Source organism: Kitasatospora sp. NPDC057904, from assembly GCF_042887925.1.
Taxonomy (GTDB): domain Bacteria; phylum Actinomycetota; class Actinomycetes; order Streptomycetales; family Streptomycetaceae; genus Kitasatospora.
In genome coordinates, this window is sequence record NZ_JBHVOL010000026.1 from 59,822 (window position 1) to 75,334 (window position 15,513).

At 71.8% G+C, this 15,513-nt stretch carries 11 protein-coding genes, 1 pseudogene and 1 riboswitch; of the genes and pseudogenes, 4 read left to right on the top strand and 8 right to left on the bottom strand.

Annotated features, from left to right (window positions below; genetic code table 11):
- The 4 genes and pseudogenes from ACFVSN_RS38595 (at window position 1) to ACFVSN_RS38610 (ending at window position 3,457) form a co-directional block, all read left to right on the top strand.
- Entirely contained in the window at window positions 1–663 is a 663-nt protein-coding gene (locus ACFVSN_RS38595; protein WP_380505102.1) for a DUF4097 family beta strand repeat-containing protein, read from the top strand.
- Between the two features lie 76 nt (window positions 664–739).
- Window positions 740–1,807, top strand: a pseudogene (locus ACFVSN_RS38600) (serine hydrolase domain-containing protein); the annotation flags it as partial.
- Window positions 1,802–2,338 carry a cupin domain-containing protein gene (locus ACFVSN_RS38605; RefSeq protein ID WP_387958032.1) on the top strand — a complete coding sequence of 179 codons (537 nt, stop codon included), beginning with the start codon at window positions 1,802–1,804 and terminating at the stop codon, window positions 2,336–2,338. The pseudogene ACFVSN_RS38600 and the gene ACFVSN_RS38605, both read left to right, overlap by 6 nt.
- 264 nt (window positions 2,339–2,602) lie before the next feature.
- Window positions 2,603–3,457: a hypothetical protein gene (locus tag ACFVSN_RS38610; protein WP_387958019.1), complete on the top strand. Its 855-nt coding sequence runs from the start codon at window positions 2,603–2,605 to the stop codon at window positions 3,455–3,457.
- A 92-nt stretch (window positions 3,458–3,549) separates the two neighbouring features.
- Here ACFVSN_RS38610 and ACFVSN_RS38615 read toward each other — a convergent pair whose 3' ends face one another.
- The 8 genes from ACFVSN_RS38615 to ACFVSN_RS38650 form a co-directional block, all read right to left on the bottom strand.
- A complete protein-coding gene (locus tag ACFVSN_RS38615; protein WP_387597512.1) occupies window positions 3,550–4,434 on the bottom strand; it encodes a prohibitin family protein in 885 nt (294 codons plus the stop codon).
- 226 nt (window positions 4,435–4,660) lie between these two features.
- Window positions 4,661–5,656 carry a ribonucleotide-diphosphate reductase subunit beta gene (locus ACFVSN_RS38620; protein WP_380438601.1) on the bottom strand — a complete coding sequence of 332 codons (996 nt, stop codon included), beginning with the start codon at window positions 5,654–5,656 and terminating at the stop codon, window positions 4,661–4,663.
- A gap of 23 nt (window positions 5,657–5,679) precedes the next feature.
- Window positions 5,680–8,124: a ribonucleoside-diphosphate reductase subunit alpha gene (locus tag ACFVSN_RS38625; RefSeq protein WP_380438511.1), complete on the bottom strand. Its 2,445-nt coding sequence runs from the start codon at window positions 8,122–8,124 to the stop codon at window positions 5,680–5,682.
- A 165-nt stretch (window positions 8,125–8,289) separates the two neighbouring features.
- Window positions 8,290–8,434: riboswitch (cobalamin riboswitch) on the bottom strand.
- A 65-nt stretch (window positions 8,435–8,499) separates the two neighbouring features.
- The gene (locus ACFVSN_RS38630; protein ID WP_380438513.1) at window positions 8,500–9,786 is read right to left on the bottom strand and encodes a ricin-type beta-trefoil lectin domain protein; all 1,287 of its coding nucleotides are present in this window, start codon (window positions 9,784–9,786) and stop codon (window positions 8,500–8,502) included.
- A gap of 62 nt (window positions 9,787–9,848) precedes the next feature.
- Window positions 9,849–11,168: a glycoside hydrolase family 26 protein gene (locus tag ACFVSN_RS38635; RefSeq protein ID WP_380438515.1), complete on the bottom strand. Its 1,320-nt coding sequence runs from the start codon at window positions 11,166–11,168 to the stop codon at window positions 9,849–9,851.
- On the bottom strand, window positions 11,168–13,150 hold the full coding sequence (locus tag ACFVSN_RS38640; RefSeq protein WP_380438516.1) for a glycosyltransferase family 2 protein: 1,983 nt from the start codon (window positions 13,148–13,150) through the stop codon (window positions 11,168–11,170). Before ACFVSN_RS38640 ends, ACFVSN_RS38635 begins: the two co-directional genes overlap by 1 nt.
- A 321-nt stretch (window positions 13,151–13,471) precedes the next feature.
- Window positions 13,472–14,605 (bottom strand): DUF2510 domain-containing protein, encoded by a 1,134-nt coding sequence (locus tag ACFVSN_RS38645; protein WP_387958021.1) that lies wholly within the window; start codon window positions 14,603–14,605, stop codon window positions 13,472–13,474.
- Window positions 14,606–14,692: 87 nt separating this feature from the next.
- Window positions 14,693–15,187, bottom strand: a complete 495-nt coding sequence (locus tag ACFVSN_RS38650) for a GNAT family N-acetyltransferase (protein ID WP_380505114.1) — start codon at window positions 15,185–15,187, stop codon at window positions 14,693–14,695.
- Window positions 15,188–15,513 lie beyond the last annotated feature (326 nt).

The window sequence follows — 15,513 nt, forward strand, 5'->3', positions numbered from 1 at the left end:
ATGCACACGTTCGACACCACCGCCCCGATCTGCGCCGTCCTGGACATCCCCGGGGGACGCGTCCTGTTCATCGCCGCGGACCGGGCCGACACCGCGGTCGAGATCCTGCCCGCGAACGCCGCGAAGGGCCGCGACGTGAAGGCGGCGGAGCAGACCACGGTCGCGTACGCCGACGGGGTCCTGCGGATCGAGAACCCGGTGAAGTCCCAGTACGTCGGTCCCTCCGGATCCGTCGACGTGACCGTCAAGCTGCCCGCCGGTTCCCGCGTCGAGGCCAAGGCCGCCGCCGCCGAACTCCGGACCGTCGGCCGCCTCGGCGACGTCTCCTTCGAGGGCGCCTACCGCCGGATCAAGCTGGACGAGGCCGCGAGCCTGCGGCTCATCGCGGTCGACGGCGACGTCGAGGTCGGCCGGCTGGGCGGGCCCGCGGAGATCAGCACCGCGCGGGGCGACATCCGGATCGCGGAGGCCACGGGCGGCACCGTCCGCCTCGGCACCCAGTCCGGCGACATCACGGTCGACGCCGCCGCGGGTGTGTCGGCCGCCCTGGACGCCGGCACCGGCCACGGCCGCATCAGCAACGCCCTCAAGAACGACGGCACCGCGGGCCTCGACATCCGCGCCACCACCTCCTACGGCGACATCACCGCGCGCAGCCTCTGACCCGCGCCCTGCGGAACGGCACCGCGCACCACCTGACCCGGCAACACCCACCCACACGTCCTACAAGGAGCACACCATGTCCCTCTCCCTCACCGGCCCCGAGCTGCAGAAGACCATCGAGGAGATCGTCGCTACCGGCTTCGCAGGCATGCAGCTGCGCGTGAACGACGACCGCGGCGAATGGGTCGGCAGCGCGGGAGTACGCGAGCTGGGCGAGAGCGAGAAGCCGCCGATCGACGGGCGGTTCCGGATCGGCAGCACCACCAAGACCTTCACCGCGACCCTGGTGCTGCGACTGGTCGCCGAGGGCCTGATCGAGTTGGACGGCCCGGCGGACGACCACCTGCCCGGCTTCGGGCTGGACCGGCGGATCACGGTGCGCATGCTCCTGCAGCACACCAGCGGGCTGTTCAACTACACCGGCGAGTACTACGAGGACGGGACGGTCGCGCCGGGCATCCCTTGGCAGGGCCAGGAGTACGTGGACAACCGGTTCCACACCTACCAGCCCGAGGAGTTGGTCCGGCTGGCGCTGTCCAAGCCGGCCCGGTTCGAGCCGGGAACGGACTGGAGCTACTCCAACACCAACTACGTCCTGGCCAGGCTGCTCGTCGAGCACGTCACCGGCCGCCCCTTCGCCGAGGAGATGCGGCGGCTGATCCTGGAGCCGCTCGGCCTGTCCGGCACCCTGGTGCCGGACGCCTCGCCGGAGATCCCCGAGCCGCACGCCCACGGCTACTACCGGTACGAGGACGCCGGCCAGTGGAAGGTCGTCGACGTCACCCGCTTCGACGTCTCCTGGATCTCCGCCGCCGGCGACATGATCTCGACCACCGAGGACCTCCACACCTTCTTCTCCGCGCTGATGGGCGGCAAGCTCCTGCCGGCCCCCCTGCTCACCGAGATGCGCACGCCGCACCCCAAACTCGGCTACGGCCTGGGGCTGTTCGTGGAGGAGACGGACGGCGGGACCGTCTTCCACCACAACGGCGGCTTCTGGGGCTGGGGCGCGCTGATGTACAGCTCGCCCGACGGCAGCAGGACCCTGACCGCCTCCCTCACCTGCGGGGACGCCGAACTCGACTTCGTCGCCACGGCCGAGGCGTTCCAGAAGGCGCAGCAGCGGCTCGTCAAGGAGGTGTTCGGCAGTGGGCAGGCCGAGGCGGCTCACGAACCTGCCGCGTCCGCCGCGCCGTTCGAGCCGGTGCTGACCCGTCACGCCGACGCCGAGACCTGTGCCGATCCGAGTTCCGTGATGAGGCTGTTCGCCGACTCGGACAGGACGGCCGACGGCTTCACCAGTTACCGTTCCACGTTCGCGGAAGGCGCCGTCGGGGCTCCCGCGCACGTCCACACCAAGGCGACCGAGCTGTTCTTCGTCATCAGCGGCTCCCTCAGGGTGCTGGTGGGCGAGGAGATCACGGTGCTCGACGCCGGTGACTTCCTGGCCGTGCCGCCGCACACCCCGCACGCCTTCGCCTCGGCGCCCGGCTGCGAGGCGGACGTCCTGTTCGTCTTCACCCCCGGCATGGGCCGGTTCGACTACCTGCGCCTGCTCGGCCGGGTCATGCGCGGCGAGGCCGACCCGAAGGAGATCGCCGAGTCGGCGGAGCGGTTCGACAACCACTACGTCGACAGCCCGGTCTGGCGCGCGGCCCTGGACGCATCGGCCTGATCGCGGATCGGTTCGTCGGACGGTTCCCCTAGGGTGACCGGCGAGATCGCTCGGAACGGTAGTGGAGGGGTGCCGGAGATGTGGTGGAGCAGGAAGCCCGACGGGGAACGGGCGCGGTGGGTGCTCCGACCGTTGGTGGGGGTCGGGCCGCTGCTGTTCGGGATGAGTCCCGGCGAGGTCCGGACGGTTCTGGGCGGGGCGGCCGTCTCCGCTTCGCGGAGCTGGGCGGGCAGGCTGTCCTGGCAGCGGTACCGGGACGTGGGCGTGACCGCGATCTACGGGGTGGACGAGCGCTTGGCCGCCGTGGCGGTGGACGCGCTGACCGGACCGCTGGTGCGGCTGGGGGACGTCGGGCTGATCGCCCGGGTGCCGTCCGAGGTGCGTGCGGATGTTCATGAACTCGCCCGCCGAGATGGCGAATCGGTGAAGGTGAACTGGAGCGGGGATCCCGAGGTGGCGGCCTGGGGGCTGTCGATGGGCGCCGCGCGGGAGCAGAAGGACGCGATGCTCACCGAGGCCCTGCTGGTCGGCCCCGGGCCGGCCGACGATCCGTACGGGACCGAGCCGGTCATCCGGTGGCGCGATGTCCGCGGCTGGGAGAAGAACCCCGGGGCCTGGCCGGTGGCGGCGGAGGAGGACCGGCCCCGCTGGGACTGGACGCCGCTGGTGGCGGTCGGCCCGCTTCGGTTCGGGATGCGTCCGGACCAGGTGGCGGCCGCACTGCACGGCGAGGAGCCGACGACCCGCCGGGGACAGCATCGCGCGCCGAAGATCGGGGCCGGCGAGTGGCGCCTGGACGGGGAGCGGTTCGAGGAGGCCGGTGTGGCCACCCACTACTCGTACCTGAAGGGCGTCCCCACGCTGGCCGCCGTGACCGTGCTCGGCCGCACCGGGCCGCAGGTCGAGTTCGAGGGCATCCGGCTGATCGGCAGGACGGTATCCACTCTTGAGGCGGCCCTGGTCCGGCACCTCGAAGACCGCGGGATCGACGTGGTCGTCGGCTGCGGCGAAGACCTCGAACTGGACGGGCTCGGCCTGTACGTCCGGGCCATCCGGGCCGGGGACACCGTGATCAGCGAGGCCCGGTTCTGCGAAGCGGAGTGGGAAGACCACGGCTGACGAGCCCCGCGCGCAGGAAGTCGGCGACACCGACTTCCTGCGCCGTCGTGCGTGAGCCCGCCGGGCGGAGGCGTTCGCCTTGTGGTCCGGGCTCAGCGCTTGGTGCCGTCCACGATGACCGGCGTGCCGTTGGTGCCGCAGGGGCTGGCGTAGACGGGGTTCTTCTCGGCGGCGGCCTTGAAGGCCTCGATGCACTGGCTCAGCAGGATCTTGTCGGTGAGCGAGTTGGCGATCGCGGCGTTGGCGGCGGCGGTGCTGTCGGCCTCGATCCTGCGCTTCTCGGCCTCGGCCTTGGCCGTGAGCACGGCGGCCTGTGCCTGGGCGGTGGCCTGGTCCTGCTGGATCTTCTGGTCGATCGCCTTCTGCAGGGCGTCGTTCGGCCGGACGTTGCGCAGGTTGACGCCGTTGACGAGGATGCCGCGCGGGGCGAGCCGGTCGGTGATCAGCTTGTCGATCTCGGCGCTGATCGCCTCCCGCTGCGAGCTGTAGCCCTCGACGCTGGTGTGGCGGGCGAAGACGTTGCGCACGATCTCCCGGCTGTCCGGGTAGACCAGCCGCTGCTGGACGGCGTCGGCGCTGCCGGCCAGCTTGAACAGCTCGACGGTGTGCTCGGGGTCGATCGACCACTTCACCGTGATGTCGGCGTACAGCACCCCGCCCTCGGAGGAGTGGACCTCGACGGTGGAGTCACCGGTCAGGTTGAGATCGGAGGGGCGGGTCGAGAAGGTCGTCACGTCGGTCAGCGGCGACTTGAAGTGGAGCCCGGGCTGCCAGGTGCGGCCGACCTTGCCGAGGCTGGTGGGCACCGCGACGTCGGTCGGCCCGACCACGTGCACGAAGGTCGTGAGCCCCAGGAGCAGCCCGAGCGCCCCGGCGAGGACGCCGCCGAGGGTGACCGGCCAGGAGCCGATCCTGCGCCACCGCAGTATGAGCAGGCCGGTGCCGACGGCCAGGAACAGCAGGGACAGGATGAGCATGGTGGGGTCCCCCGGGCTGGAGTGATCAAGACGGACGGCCGCAGCCTAGGAGGCCCGTCGACGTCCTGAAGTCGCTTCAGATGCTGTTCATACGATCGATGCCGCACGTTGGTTCGATGACGGCGGTGACTCTTCTCCGGCGGGACCTCGCGAGGAGCGAAGGGGTCAAACAGTGGTGCCCCGCACGGGCTTGGCCGTGCGGGGCACCACTGTCGTATCCGAAGGCCTAGAACTCGTCGTCGAAGGAGACCGAGCCCTCGACGGCGACCTGGTAGGCGGAGACCCGGCGCTCGAAGAAGTTGGTCAGCTCCTGGACGTTCTGCAGCTCCATGAAGCCGAACGGGTTCGTCGAGCCGTAGCGGATCGGCATGCCGAGGCGGGCCAGGCGCTGGTCGGCGACGGCCTCCAGGTACTGGCGCATCGAGTCCGTGTTCATCCCGACGAGACCGTCACCGCACAGGTCCTGGGCGAACTGGAGCTCGGCCTCGACGGCCTCCTCCAGCATCTCCGTGACCTGCTTGGCCATCTCGTCGTCGAAGAGGTCGGGCTCCTCCTCGCGGACGGTGTCCACCACCGACATCGCGAAGTCCATGTGCATGGACTCGTCGCGGAACACCCAGTTGGTGCCGGTCGCGAGGCCGTGCAGCAGGCCGCGCGAGCGGAACCAGTACACGTACGCGAAGGCGCCGTAGAAGAACAGGCCCTCGACGCAGGCCGCGAAGCAGATCAGGTTCAGGAGGAACGCGCGGCGGTCCTCCTTGGTCTGCAGCGAGTCGATGTGGTCGACCGCGTTCATGTACTTGAAGCAGAACTGGGCCTTCTGGTGGATGGAGGGGATGTTCTCCACCGCGGCGAAGGCGGCGTTGCGGTCCTCGGGGTCGGGCAGGTAGGTGTCGAGCAGCGTCAGGTAGAACTGGACGTGCACGGCCTCCTCGAACAGCTGGCGCGACAGGTACAGGCGCGCCTCCGGGGAGTTGATGTGCTTGTAGAGGCTCAGCACCACGTTGTTCGCGACGATCGAGTCGCCGGTCGCGAAGAACGCCACGAGCCGGCCGATCAGGTGGCGCTCGCCCTCGCTGAGCTTCGCCAGGTCGGCGACGTCGGAGTGCAGGTCCACCTCCTCGACGGTCCAGGTGTTCTTGATCGCGTCCCGGTACCGGTCGTAGAACGACGGGTAGCGCATCGGGCGCAGCGTCAGTTCGAAGCCGGGGTCGAGCAGCATCTTGCGGTCGTTCTCGGTGGTGCTCACTGGCAGGCCTCGCAGGACTCGGGGTTCTCCAGGGAGCAGGCGAGGGCGGCTTCCTGCTCCGGGGTGAGGGTCGGCGTGCCCACCGGGATCGTGTTGGCGGGCACCGGCGCGGCGGCGCGGGCGGCACCCGGCGCGGCCTGGGCGATGCGGGTCGCCGGGCGCGAGCGCAGGTAGTAGGTGGTCTTCAGACCGACCTTCCACGCGTACGCGTACATCGAGCTGAGCTTGCCGATGGTCGGTGCGGCCATGAACAGGTTCAGCGACTGGCTCTGGTCGATGTACGGCATGCGGGCCGCGGCCAGGTCGATCAGCGCGCGCTGCGGCAGCTCCCAGGCCGTCCGGTAGAGCGAACGGACCTCGGCCGGCAGCCAGTTGAAGTCCTGGACCGAGCCGTTGGAGTCGCGCAGCGCGTCCCGGGTCTGCTGGTCCCAGACGCCGAGCTCCTTGAGCTCGCGCACCAGGTACGGGTTGACCTGGAGGAACTCGCCGGAGAGCGTCTCGCGCTTGAACAGGTTGGAGACCTGCGGCTCGATGCACTCGTACACGCCGGCGATCGAGGCGATCGTCGCGGTCGGCGCGATGGCCAGCAGCAGCGAGTTGCGCAGGCCGGTGACGGCGATGCGGGCGCGCAGCGCCTCCCAGCGGTCGGCCCACTGCGGGGCGGCCGACGGGAAGTGATCGATGTGCAGCTCGCCGCGGGCGGCGCGGGTCTCGCCGTACGCCTCGTGGCGGCCCAGCTGCTCGGCCAGGTCGGCGGAGCGCTCGTAGGCGGTGAGCATGATGCGCTCGGCGATGAGCGTGGACAGCTGCGCGGCCTCGGCCGAGTCGAAGTCGATCCGCAGCTTGAAGAAGACGTCCTGCAGGCCCATCACGCCGAGGCCGACCGGCCGCCAGCGGGAGTTGGAGGCGCCGGCCTCGACCGTCGGGTAGAAGTTGATGTCCACCACGCGGTCGAGGAAGGTCACGGCCGTGCGGACGGTGGCGTCCAGGCGCTCCCAGTCCATGGCGTCGGCCAGGTCCTCGACGCAGGCCCCGTCGGCCACGTGGGCGCCGAGGTTGACCGAGCCGAGGTTGCACACGGCGGTCTCGGAGTCGTCCGTGACCTCCAGGATCTCGGTGCACAGGTTGGAGGAGTGCACCGTGCGGCCCGGCAGCGCGGTCTGGTTGGCGGCGCGGTTGGAGGCGTCCTTGAAGGTCATCCAGCCGTTGCCGGTCTGCGCGAGGGTGCGCATCATGCGGGCGTAGAGGGTCTGCGCGGGGATGGTGCGCACGGCCTTGCCGGCCTGCTCGGCCTTGCGGTAGGCCTCGTCGAACTCCTCGCCCCACAGGTCGACGAGCTCGGGCACGTCGGCGGGGGAGAACAGCGACCAGTCGGCGTTGGCGTTCACGCGGCGCATGAACTCGTCCGGGATCCAGTGCGCCAGGTTCAGGTTGTGGGTGCGGCGCGCCTCCTCACCGGTGTTGTCGCGCAGCTCCAGGAACTCCTCGATGTCGGCGTGCCAGGTCTCCAGGTAGACGCAGGCCGCGCCCTTGCGGCGGCCGCCCTGGTTGACCGCGGCGACCGAGGAGTCGAGGGTGCGCAGGAACGGGACGATGCCGTTGGACTTGCCGTTGGTGCCGCGGATCAGGCTGCCGCGCGAGCGGATGCGCGAGTAGGACAGGCCGATGCCGCCGGCGTGCTTGGACAGCCGGGCGATCTGCGCGTAGCGGTTGTAGATCGAGTCGAGGTTGTCCAGCGGCGAGTCGAGCAGGTAGCAGCTCGACATCTGCGGGTGGCGGGTGCCGGAGTTGAAGAGCGTCGGCGAGGAGGTCAGGTACTCCAGACGGCTCATCAGGCCGTACAGCTCGGCGACCTCGCGCACCGACTGCTCGCTGTCGCCGACCGCCAGGCCGCAGGCGACGCGGAGCAGGAAGTGCTGCGGGGTCTCGACGACCTTGCGGGTGATCGGGTGGCGCAGCAGGTAGCGGGACTGCACGGTGCGCAGGCCGAAGTACTCGAAGCGGTCGTCGCCCTGGGGGTCGATCAGCGCGTCGAGGGCGGTGGCGTGCTTGGCGACGAACGCGGCGGTGGTGTCGCCGATGAGGCCCTCGGCGTGGCCGACGGCGACGGAGGCGGCGAAGGAGACGGCGCCCTGGCCGACGGCCTCGTCGACGATCTCCAGGGCGAGCAGGCGGGCGGCCAGCTTCGAGTACTGGGGGTCCTCGGCGATCATCGACGCGGCGGCGTCCACGGCCAGCCCGCGCAGCTCGGCGAAGTCCGAGCCGGCGTGGCGCCCGCGCAGCGCGGCGGCGGCGACGTGGCCGGGGTCCACCTGGGGGAGATCGGCGCTGCGGTCGGTGAGGAGTCGCAGGAGCGCGCCGCCGGGGTCGGAGACCGTCGGGTCGGCGGGGGCGGAGCCGGTGCCCTGGGTGGGCAGGGTGGCTGAGGCAGCGATGGTCAAGGCGCTCTCTCCTGGCGGCGATCGGCGGCGGTGATCGGAGTACCGGGCCGTTCGGGGCAGGGGCGCACGCGCGCGGGCACGCAAGGGTGCGTCGCACGACGGTGTCATCCCCGGCCCGCCCGCGAGGCTCGGAACGTACTGCGTGTGCTGCCGGCCTCTGCGGGAGGGCCTCTGCACGCCGTCGGCAGGTACTCGGACTCGCGGGAGAGGCTCTGTTGAGCCGCCCGCACACCGCTGCGGGGCAGTCCCGGACTCGCACCGGGTTCCCCTGCGTCGACAGCAGGGATGAGCATACATCTAGTGCCGGGAATCCGATGCAGCCCCACATGTAGTGTCGCGCGGCACAGTTGTTCGAGCCCGCGTGCGATAAACTGCTCAGGCCGGGGGGTGCCATTCCTGGCTCGTGCGGGTGTCGCACGGGCGCATCCGCACCTGCGTCGCGCCGCTCGCGGCCGTTCCCGGAGAAGCGCCCGGAGAGGTCCCCGAGGGGGCCGCCGGGTTCGCCGGGTTGTCGATGCAGCGCCCCGAGTCCTGGTTCGCGAGCTGTCCCGTCGGGGTCACCCGCCAGCGCTGGTCGGGCCGCGCGGTGCACGCGGTGAGGACGGGGAAGCCGATCGCGGGGTCCTCGACGCAGCGGCCGGACTGGCCGATCGAGCCGTCGTCCGCCATCGTCCAGGTCTGGGCCGGGGAGCCGTCGCAGGTGCCCGCGCCGACCGCCGCCGGGTCGCCGCCGACCCGGCTGTCCAGGCACAGGCCCGGCAGGGCCGAGGTGATCGCGCCGCTGGGCTGCCCGGCGGCGGCCTGGAAGGAGAACGAGTCGCTGCCGAGCCCGGCGCCGCCGTCCCAGATCTCGAAGCCGGCCTGGACGGCGCACAGGTAGGAGCCGGCCGGGACGTAGCCGCGCTGGACGGCGTCGCGGGTGAAGGCCCGCAGGTCCAGGTCGGTGACGGAGGCCGTGCTGGTGGCCATCTCGTAGGTGATCAGGGTGTGGCTGCCCGTCTTCGGCGCCTGGAACACGCGGTAGGAGGTGCCGCCGGCCTTGAGCTCGCCGGCCTCGTCGCCGAAGGGGGTCTTGCCGTTGCCGCGCAGCCAGATCATCAGCTCGGCGCTCTCGGTGAACGAGCAGCTGGTGCGGCTGTTGCTGTACCAGATGTCGTACGAGGCGTTGTAGACGCCCGAGTCGACCTGGGTGGTGTGCCAGCTGCTGGTCGCGTAGCGCAGGTTGTTGACGGGGATCGGCAGCGGCCCGGTGCCCGGCTGGAACTGGGTGCTGATGTGCGGGTACGCGCCGGGGCCGCGCAGCGGGTCGGTCAGGCTGGCCGGGCCGACGCCGCTGCGGGTGACCTTGAAGCCGGTGGCGCCGTCGGTGCTGCTGATGCACAGGCCCCCGGTGGCGTTCCACTCGTTGGGGTTGATCAGGTAGCGGCCGGAGTCCACGGTCTGCGAGGGGTAACGGTTCTGCGCGGTGGAGCACAGCTCGCCGGCGGTCGCGGCGGGCAGCGGGGTGACCACGGGGGCGGCCTTGACCGGTCCGGCGGGATCCTTCTGGTCCCGGGGGAGCAGCAGGGCGCACAGGACCAGCGCGAGGACGGCGGCCGGTGCGAGCGCCCACCACGGGCGCCGGCCGGCGGGTCCGGCGCCGGGTATGGCGGGGTTGGTCATGGGGTGCTCGCCTCCCTGCTGCTGCGTGGTCGTGCGGTCCGTCGGCCGGACCTGGGGCGCGCTCACCCTGCGGGGGTGGAGCTCGACCGCGGCCGGGTGGCCGTGCCGGTCGGCTTCCGGGCCGGCGGGCTCGGTTTGCCGGCCGACGGGGAGGCCGAGGGCGACGGGGAGGGGTCGGGCGAGGGCGCGGGCGGCGGTGGCGGCGGCGCGGCGGTCAGGGCCGGCACCGAGTGCACGGTCCACGGCGTGTTGTAGCGGGGCGCGGAGACCCCGGCGGCGTACGCCTGCGCGGCCGCGTCGGACGCGGCGACCCGCCAGTCGACCTCCTTGCGCGCCTCGTACCAGATCACGCCGATGATGTCGGGGTGCTGGGGGAGCTGCGCGAACATCTCGCCGATCCACTGCGCCTTGAGCCCGGAGGTGTCGGTGGCGCCGGTCTCGGTGATCACGACGGGCTTCTGGGTGAAGCCCCGGAGCTCCTTGATCGTCGGCTGGAAGATCTGGTCGAAGGACTTGTACTTCTCGACGCCGGTGGTGCCGTAGTAGCCGGACAGGCCGATCCAGTCGACGTAGTCGTCGCCGGGGTAGAGCGTGTTGAGGCTGGTGGCGTTCTCGTAGTCGACGTTGGGGCTCCACACCCAGGTGACCTTGGTCGCGCCGACCTGCTTGAAGATGTCGTGGACGTGCTTCCAGGCCTCGACGTACTGGCCCTTCTTGTTCCCGTTGGACTGCTCGGCCCACGGGTACCAGTAGCCGTTCATCTCGTGGGCGAAGCGCAGCGCGACGGGGTAGCCGAGGCCCTTGACGCCCTCGGCCCAGGTCTTGATGTAGTCGTCGAACCTGCCGTCGATGATGTTGGAGAGGGCGTACTCCGGCTGTTCGCCGCGGAGCTTGTCCTCCTTGGCCTCCTTGCGGTAGTCCCACGGCTCCCAGGCGACCATCGGCATGATGCCGCGCTGGGCGACGGTGTCGAAGACCCGGCGGTCGAACTTGCGGTCCCACCAGCCGACCGAGAACTCCAGGACGTTCGGCTGGTGCTTGACGGCGGAGGTGAACTCGTCGAGCGGGGAGAGGTCGTACGGGCCGGTCTTGGTCATGATGCCGGTGAACGCCTCGCCGGCCGGCGGGAACTGCGGCGCCGGGGCGGGCGTCGGGGCCGGGACGGCGCTCGCGCCGGGGGAGGCCGTCGCGGGGGTGGCGGTCGGGGGCGCGGCCAGGGCGCTGGTGAGCCAGGTCGGCATCGCGGTCGGGGCGGCGCCGGCGAAGCCGTACGGGTCCTGGTCGTGGCCCCGCGACAGCCGGGGCGCGAGCACGAAGGTGTAGCCGACCATCAGGGCCAGGGCGACCAGGGCGGCGATCCGGGGGACGGTGATCCGCAGCATCAGCGGCCCTCCTGCTCACGGCGGCCGCCGGCCCGCGCAGGCTCCAGCAGCTCCTCGAACTCCTCGGCGGTGTCGGCCTCTTCGGCGCGCGCGGGCCGGCGGCGCTGCGTCGGCACCGGCCGGGCGGCGGGCGACTCCTCGCTTTCGGGCGCTGCGGGGGCCGCGGGGACGGCGATGGCTTCCGGGACCTCGACGGCCGCGACGGCCTCGGCGGCTTCGGCTGCGTCGGCGGCCTTGGCCTCGGCGGCGCGCTGGGCGCGGGCGTCGCGGCGGCCGCTGACGAAGGAGATCACCGGCGGCGCGACCCCGGTGAACAGGCTGACGACCGCCCAGAACCGCAGGATCCAGATGTCGTGGTGGAGCGTGAAGCTCGCCCCGAGCAGCCCGCCCGCGACCGCCGCCCACAGCAGGTGCAGCCGGAACGTCGAGAGCGACTCGGCGCTGCGCAGGTCGCCCTTGGCGGTGACGGCGTACGCGAGCGGCCGGCGCAGCAGCGCGGCGAGCGCCGCGGCGACGTACACCGGGCCGGCGAACAGGGCCAGGCCCATGCCGGCCATGCCGATCTCGCGCCGCTCGTGCGCGGCCAGGTTGAACCGGCGCAGCCACAGCCACAGCACGAACCAGCTGCCCATGCTGGCACCCCACAGGGCCATCCAGTGGGTGCTGTTGAGGTGGATGGAGGTGACGCCGAGGGCCAGGTAGACGGAGGTGGCGAGGCTGCCGAGGACGGTGTTGACCGCGACGCTCGGGTAGTAGAACTGGACGAGCCCGTAGAGCACGCGCTGGCGCAGCCGCAGCTTGAGGCCCGAGCGCAGGCGGCTCTTGAGCAGGATCTCCCAGATGCCGTAGGCCCAGCGCTTCTGCTGGTTGAAGTAGTCGGTCCAGGAGGTCGGCCCCTCGCCGACGGCGAGGACGTCGGGGGTGTAGACGCCCTTCCAGCGGCGGTCGGTGGCCGGGTTGACGGTGGCCTGGATCCGCATGCTGGTCAGGTGGTCCTCGATGATCGAGTCCTGGTAGCCGCCGATCTGCTGCCACGCGGTGGGCCGGTACAGGTGGTTGGTGCCGATCAGCAGCGGCGCGTCCATGCCGTTGCCGCCGCGCTCGACCAGGCCGGAGAACAGGTACTGCTGCACGGAGGCGCCGTGGGCGACCCAGTTGTCGTACATGTTCCCGTAGACCTGCGGGGCGACGACGAACGCGGTGTCGGGGTCGCGGAAGTAGCCGAGGGTGCGCTCCAGGAAGCAGGGCAGCGGGACGTGGTCGGGGTCCATCTGGGCCACGACGTCGTAGCCGTGCTCGTGCTCGGCGCGCCAGGAGTTGTGGTTGCCGGATTTGGTCTTGGCCCGGAACTCGCCCTCGGCCTGGTTGTACTCGGGGCGGCCCTTGCGGCTGAAGTGGTGCACGCCGAGGCGGGCGGCCATCTCCTTGACCCGGTCGTCGTCGCCCTCGTCGAGGATCCAGACGTCGACCTGGCCGTCGTACTCGATGCGCAGCATCGCTTCGAGGGTGCGCTCGACGATCTCGATCGGCTCCTTGGAGGGCACGATCGTGGTGAGCACGGCGACCTTGAGGCCGGGCGGCGGGGTGACCGGCAGGGGGTCCTTGGCGCGGAAGGCGAAGACCCAGACGGCGAGGTTCTGGACGAGCCGGATCACCTCGACGGTGATGACGGCGCAGAAGCAGATGCGCGCGAGGTTGATCCGCCAGTCCGGGGACCAGCCCACGCCGGAGCCGGGGATGTGCTCGGGCAGCAGCAGCCAGCCGACGAAGGCGAGGCCGGCCAGCGCGTTGACCGTGACCAGGACGGTCATCACGAACTTGACGCCGCGGGAGGACACCGAGCGGTAGCGCACGGCGGCGCCGTCCTCGCCCGGGGACAGCGGGCCGGTCGCGTCGGCGCCGGCTATGTAGGCGCGCTGGGCGGCGCTGTTGCGCACGTCGCGGCGCACGAGCCGGCGTTCGTGGCGGGCCCGGGGAAGCACGCGTCCGTGGCGTCCTCGTCCCCGGCCGGTCCGGTTCGCCGCATGTTCGTTGGTGGAGTCCACCGGTATTCCCCCATACAACGCCCCGTCGCACCGGAGCCGTTGGTTTCCTGCCTTGTCGACGCCCGTGGGCCGTGGTCACCCGCCCGTTGCTGAACGGTTCGGCGGGACCGACACGTTATACCTGGGGTCGGATTGTCGTTCAAGCGGTCAGCATACGGGCAGCGGTGGGCCGGCCACAGCCGGGGTCCGGCGGTCGCCGCGCCGCGAAACGCCGCAGGCCCCGCCGGGAGGGGCGGGGCCTGCGGGGAGTTTCACCGGTCAGGGCGTGATCTTGACGGAGTTCGCGATCTGGTCCATGACCGTCAGCGGCGGGGCCTCCGCCGCCTGGTCCAGGCAGATCTGCAGCACCGGGACGGTGGTCGCGCCGGCCGCCGGGGTGACCTCCAGGACGCCGCAGTAGCTGTCCGGGGTCGAGGAGCCGCTGGACATCGGCACGTGCCACAGGGCGAGGTAGCCGTCCAGGCCCTGGATCTTGACGGCCGACTGCTTCACCGGCTCCGGCGGGCTGGGCGCGTCCGAGCCGTAGCGGGTGTTGTAGAGCAGCTGGCCCATGCCGAGCACGAGGGACTTGGGGTCGGACCAGCCGCCGTTGAACACCCGGAGGTTCTGGACGACGATGCCGCGCGTGCAGGCGCCGTTGCCGTGGCCGACGCAGGCGTACGGGTTGACCGCGTACCGGACGTCGGTCGGGGTCTTGGCGTCGTTCTGGACCTGCCAGTCCTGCGGCACCATGAAGTTCATCTTGCCGTCCTGGCCGGTCACCTGACGCCCGCCCGCGAGCGGCTGGCCGCCGGTCAGCGCGGTGCCCATGAAGCCGTTCGGGCTCTTGGGGTCGCCGGCGGCCGCGGGCGCGGTGCTCGCCGAGGCCTTCGGGGAGCCGCCGGTCTTGTGCCCGACGACGTAGCCGGCGCCGGCCATCGCCAGGGACAGCACCACGGCGCCGACGGCCAGCAGGATCCGGTTCTTGCCGCGCTTCGGGTCGACGGTCTCGAAGACCACCGAGGTCGGGATCGGCTGCGGCGCGGACGCGGCGGGACCGGACAGCGGGTTCGGCTGCGGCGCGGGCTGCTGGACCTGCGGCTGGACGGGCTGCTGGACCTGCGGCTGGACGGGCTGCGGGGCCGGCGCGGGCCGGGCGGCCGGGCCGGACTGCGGGCCCGACGTGGCGGTCTGGGTCGGCAGGGACGGCATGGTCGGGGTGGGCGGCGCTGCGGCCGGGCCCGGCGCCGGTGAGACGGCCGTCGGGGCCGCCGCGTCCGCGGGGGCGCCCGGGGCGCCTCCGGGCTTGGCCTGAATCTTGTCGGTCCAGGTGGAACCGTCCCACCAGCGCAGCGTGTTGGGCTGGCCGGAAGGGTCGTCATACCAGCCGCTAGGCGCACTCCCCGTCGTCATGCGGCGGATCCTAGCAGTGTCCCTATCGGATGGTCATTTCAAGTCACCGGCCTTCGGCCACCGGCCGCGCACGCTGCCGGAACGCCGTCAGAAGGCCATCGCGTACACCATCAGGTCCATGCCCGGGAAGGGGGCCCAGTCGCGCTCGGGTGCGCGCCGGAACCCGACCCGCTCGTATATGCGGTGGGCGGCCGTCATCCGCGGCTGGGTGGAGAACGCCATCCCGGCCAGTCCGAGTTCGCGGGTGCGGGCCAGGGCGGCGCGCACCAGGGCCTCGCCGACACCCCGCCCGCGGGCGGCCGCCGCGGTGGCGAGCATCCGGATCTCGCCCTCGCCCGGGACGGCGATGTCGGCCCACTCGGTGCCGCCGACCGCGAAGGTCACGCAGCCGAGGACCCGTCCGCCGGCCACGTCGACCGCGACGAGCAGCTCGGCCTCCCGGGCGCGGCGGCCGGCGTCGCGCAGGAGCTCGACGTAGCTGCTGTCGGGCGCGGTGTGGCCGTCGCCGACGAACGCCTCGACGGTGATGCGGCCGGCGTCGGCGAGGTCCTCCTCGCGGGCCGGGCGGATGACGATGTCCATGTGGAAAGTGTGCCGGAGCCGTGCGCGGTCCTGATCCCGGGGGTCGCGCGGACCGGAAGGACGGCCGGGTCCGCCGACGGGCGCAGCGAAGCGGCGGGCATGGTGCCGTACAGGCGGTCGAGGCGTTCCGGGCCGGCCGGGTAGCCGCCGGCGCGGTGCCAGTTGTCGCGGCCGGCGGCGGCGCCGCGGGAGACCTCGCGGCCGATCAGGGTGCCGAGCAGGCCGAACCCGCCGACGGCGCCGGCCAGGGCGATTGCGCTCGCGATCGTTTCGGAGTCCATGGCTCCACCCTGGCCGGACCGTGCGGGTGCCCACGAGTGGCAGGA

Bases quoted from the DNA above. Each gene is read 5' to 3' on its own strand.
- ACFVSN_RS38620 (WP_380438601.1), bottom strand. From the start codon at position 5,656: ATGCTGCTCGACCCCGGCTTCGAACTGACGCTGCGCCCGATGCGCTAC.
- ACFVSN_RS38650 (WP_380505114.1), bottom strand. From the start codon at position 15,187: ATGGACATCGTCATCCGCCCGGCCCGCGAGGAGGACCTCGCCGACGCC.
- ACFVSN_RS38630 (WP_380438513.1), bottom strand. From the start codon at position 9,786: ATGACCAACCCCGCCATACCCGGCGCCGGACCCGCCGGCCGGCGCCCG.
- ACFVSN_RS38645 (WP_387958021.1), bottom strand. From the start codon at position 14,605: ATGACGACGGGGAGTGCGCCTAGCGGCTGGTATGACGACCCTTCCGGC.
- ACFVSN_RS38615 (WP_387597512.1), bottom strand. From the start codon at position 4,434: ATGCTCATCCTGTCCCTGCTGTTCCTGGCCGTCGGCACCGGCCTGCTC.
- ACFVSN_RS38595 (WP_380505102.1), top strand. From the start codon at position 1: ATGCACACGTTCGACACCACCGCCCCGATCTGCGCCGTCCTGGACATC.
- ACFVSN_RS38635 (WP_380438515.1), bottom strand. From the start codon at position 11,168: ATGCTGCGGATCACCGTCCCCCGGATCGCCGCCCTGGTCGCCCTGGCC.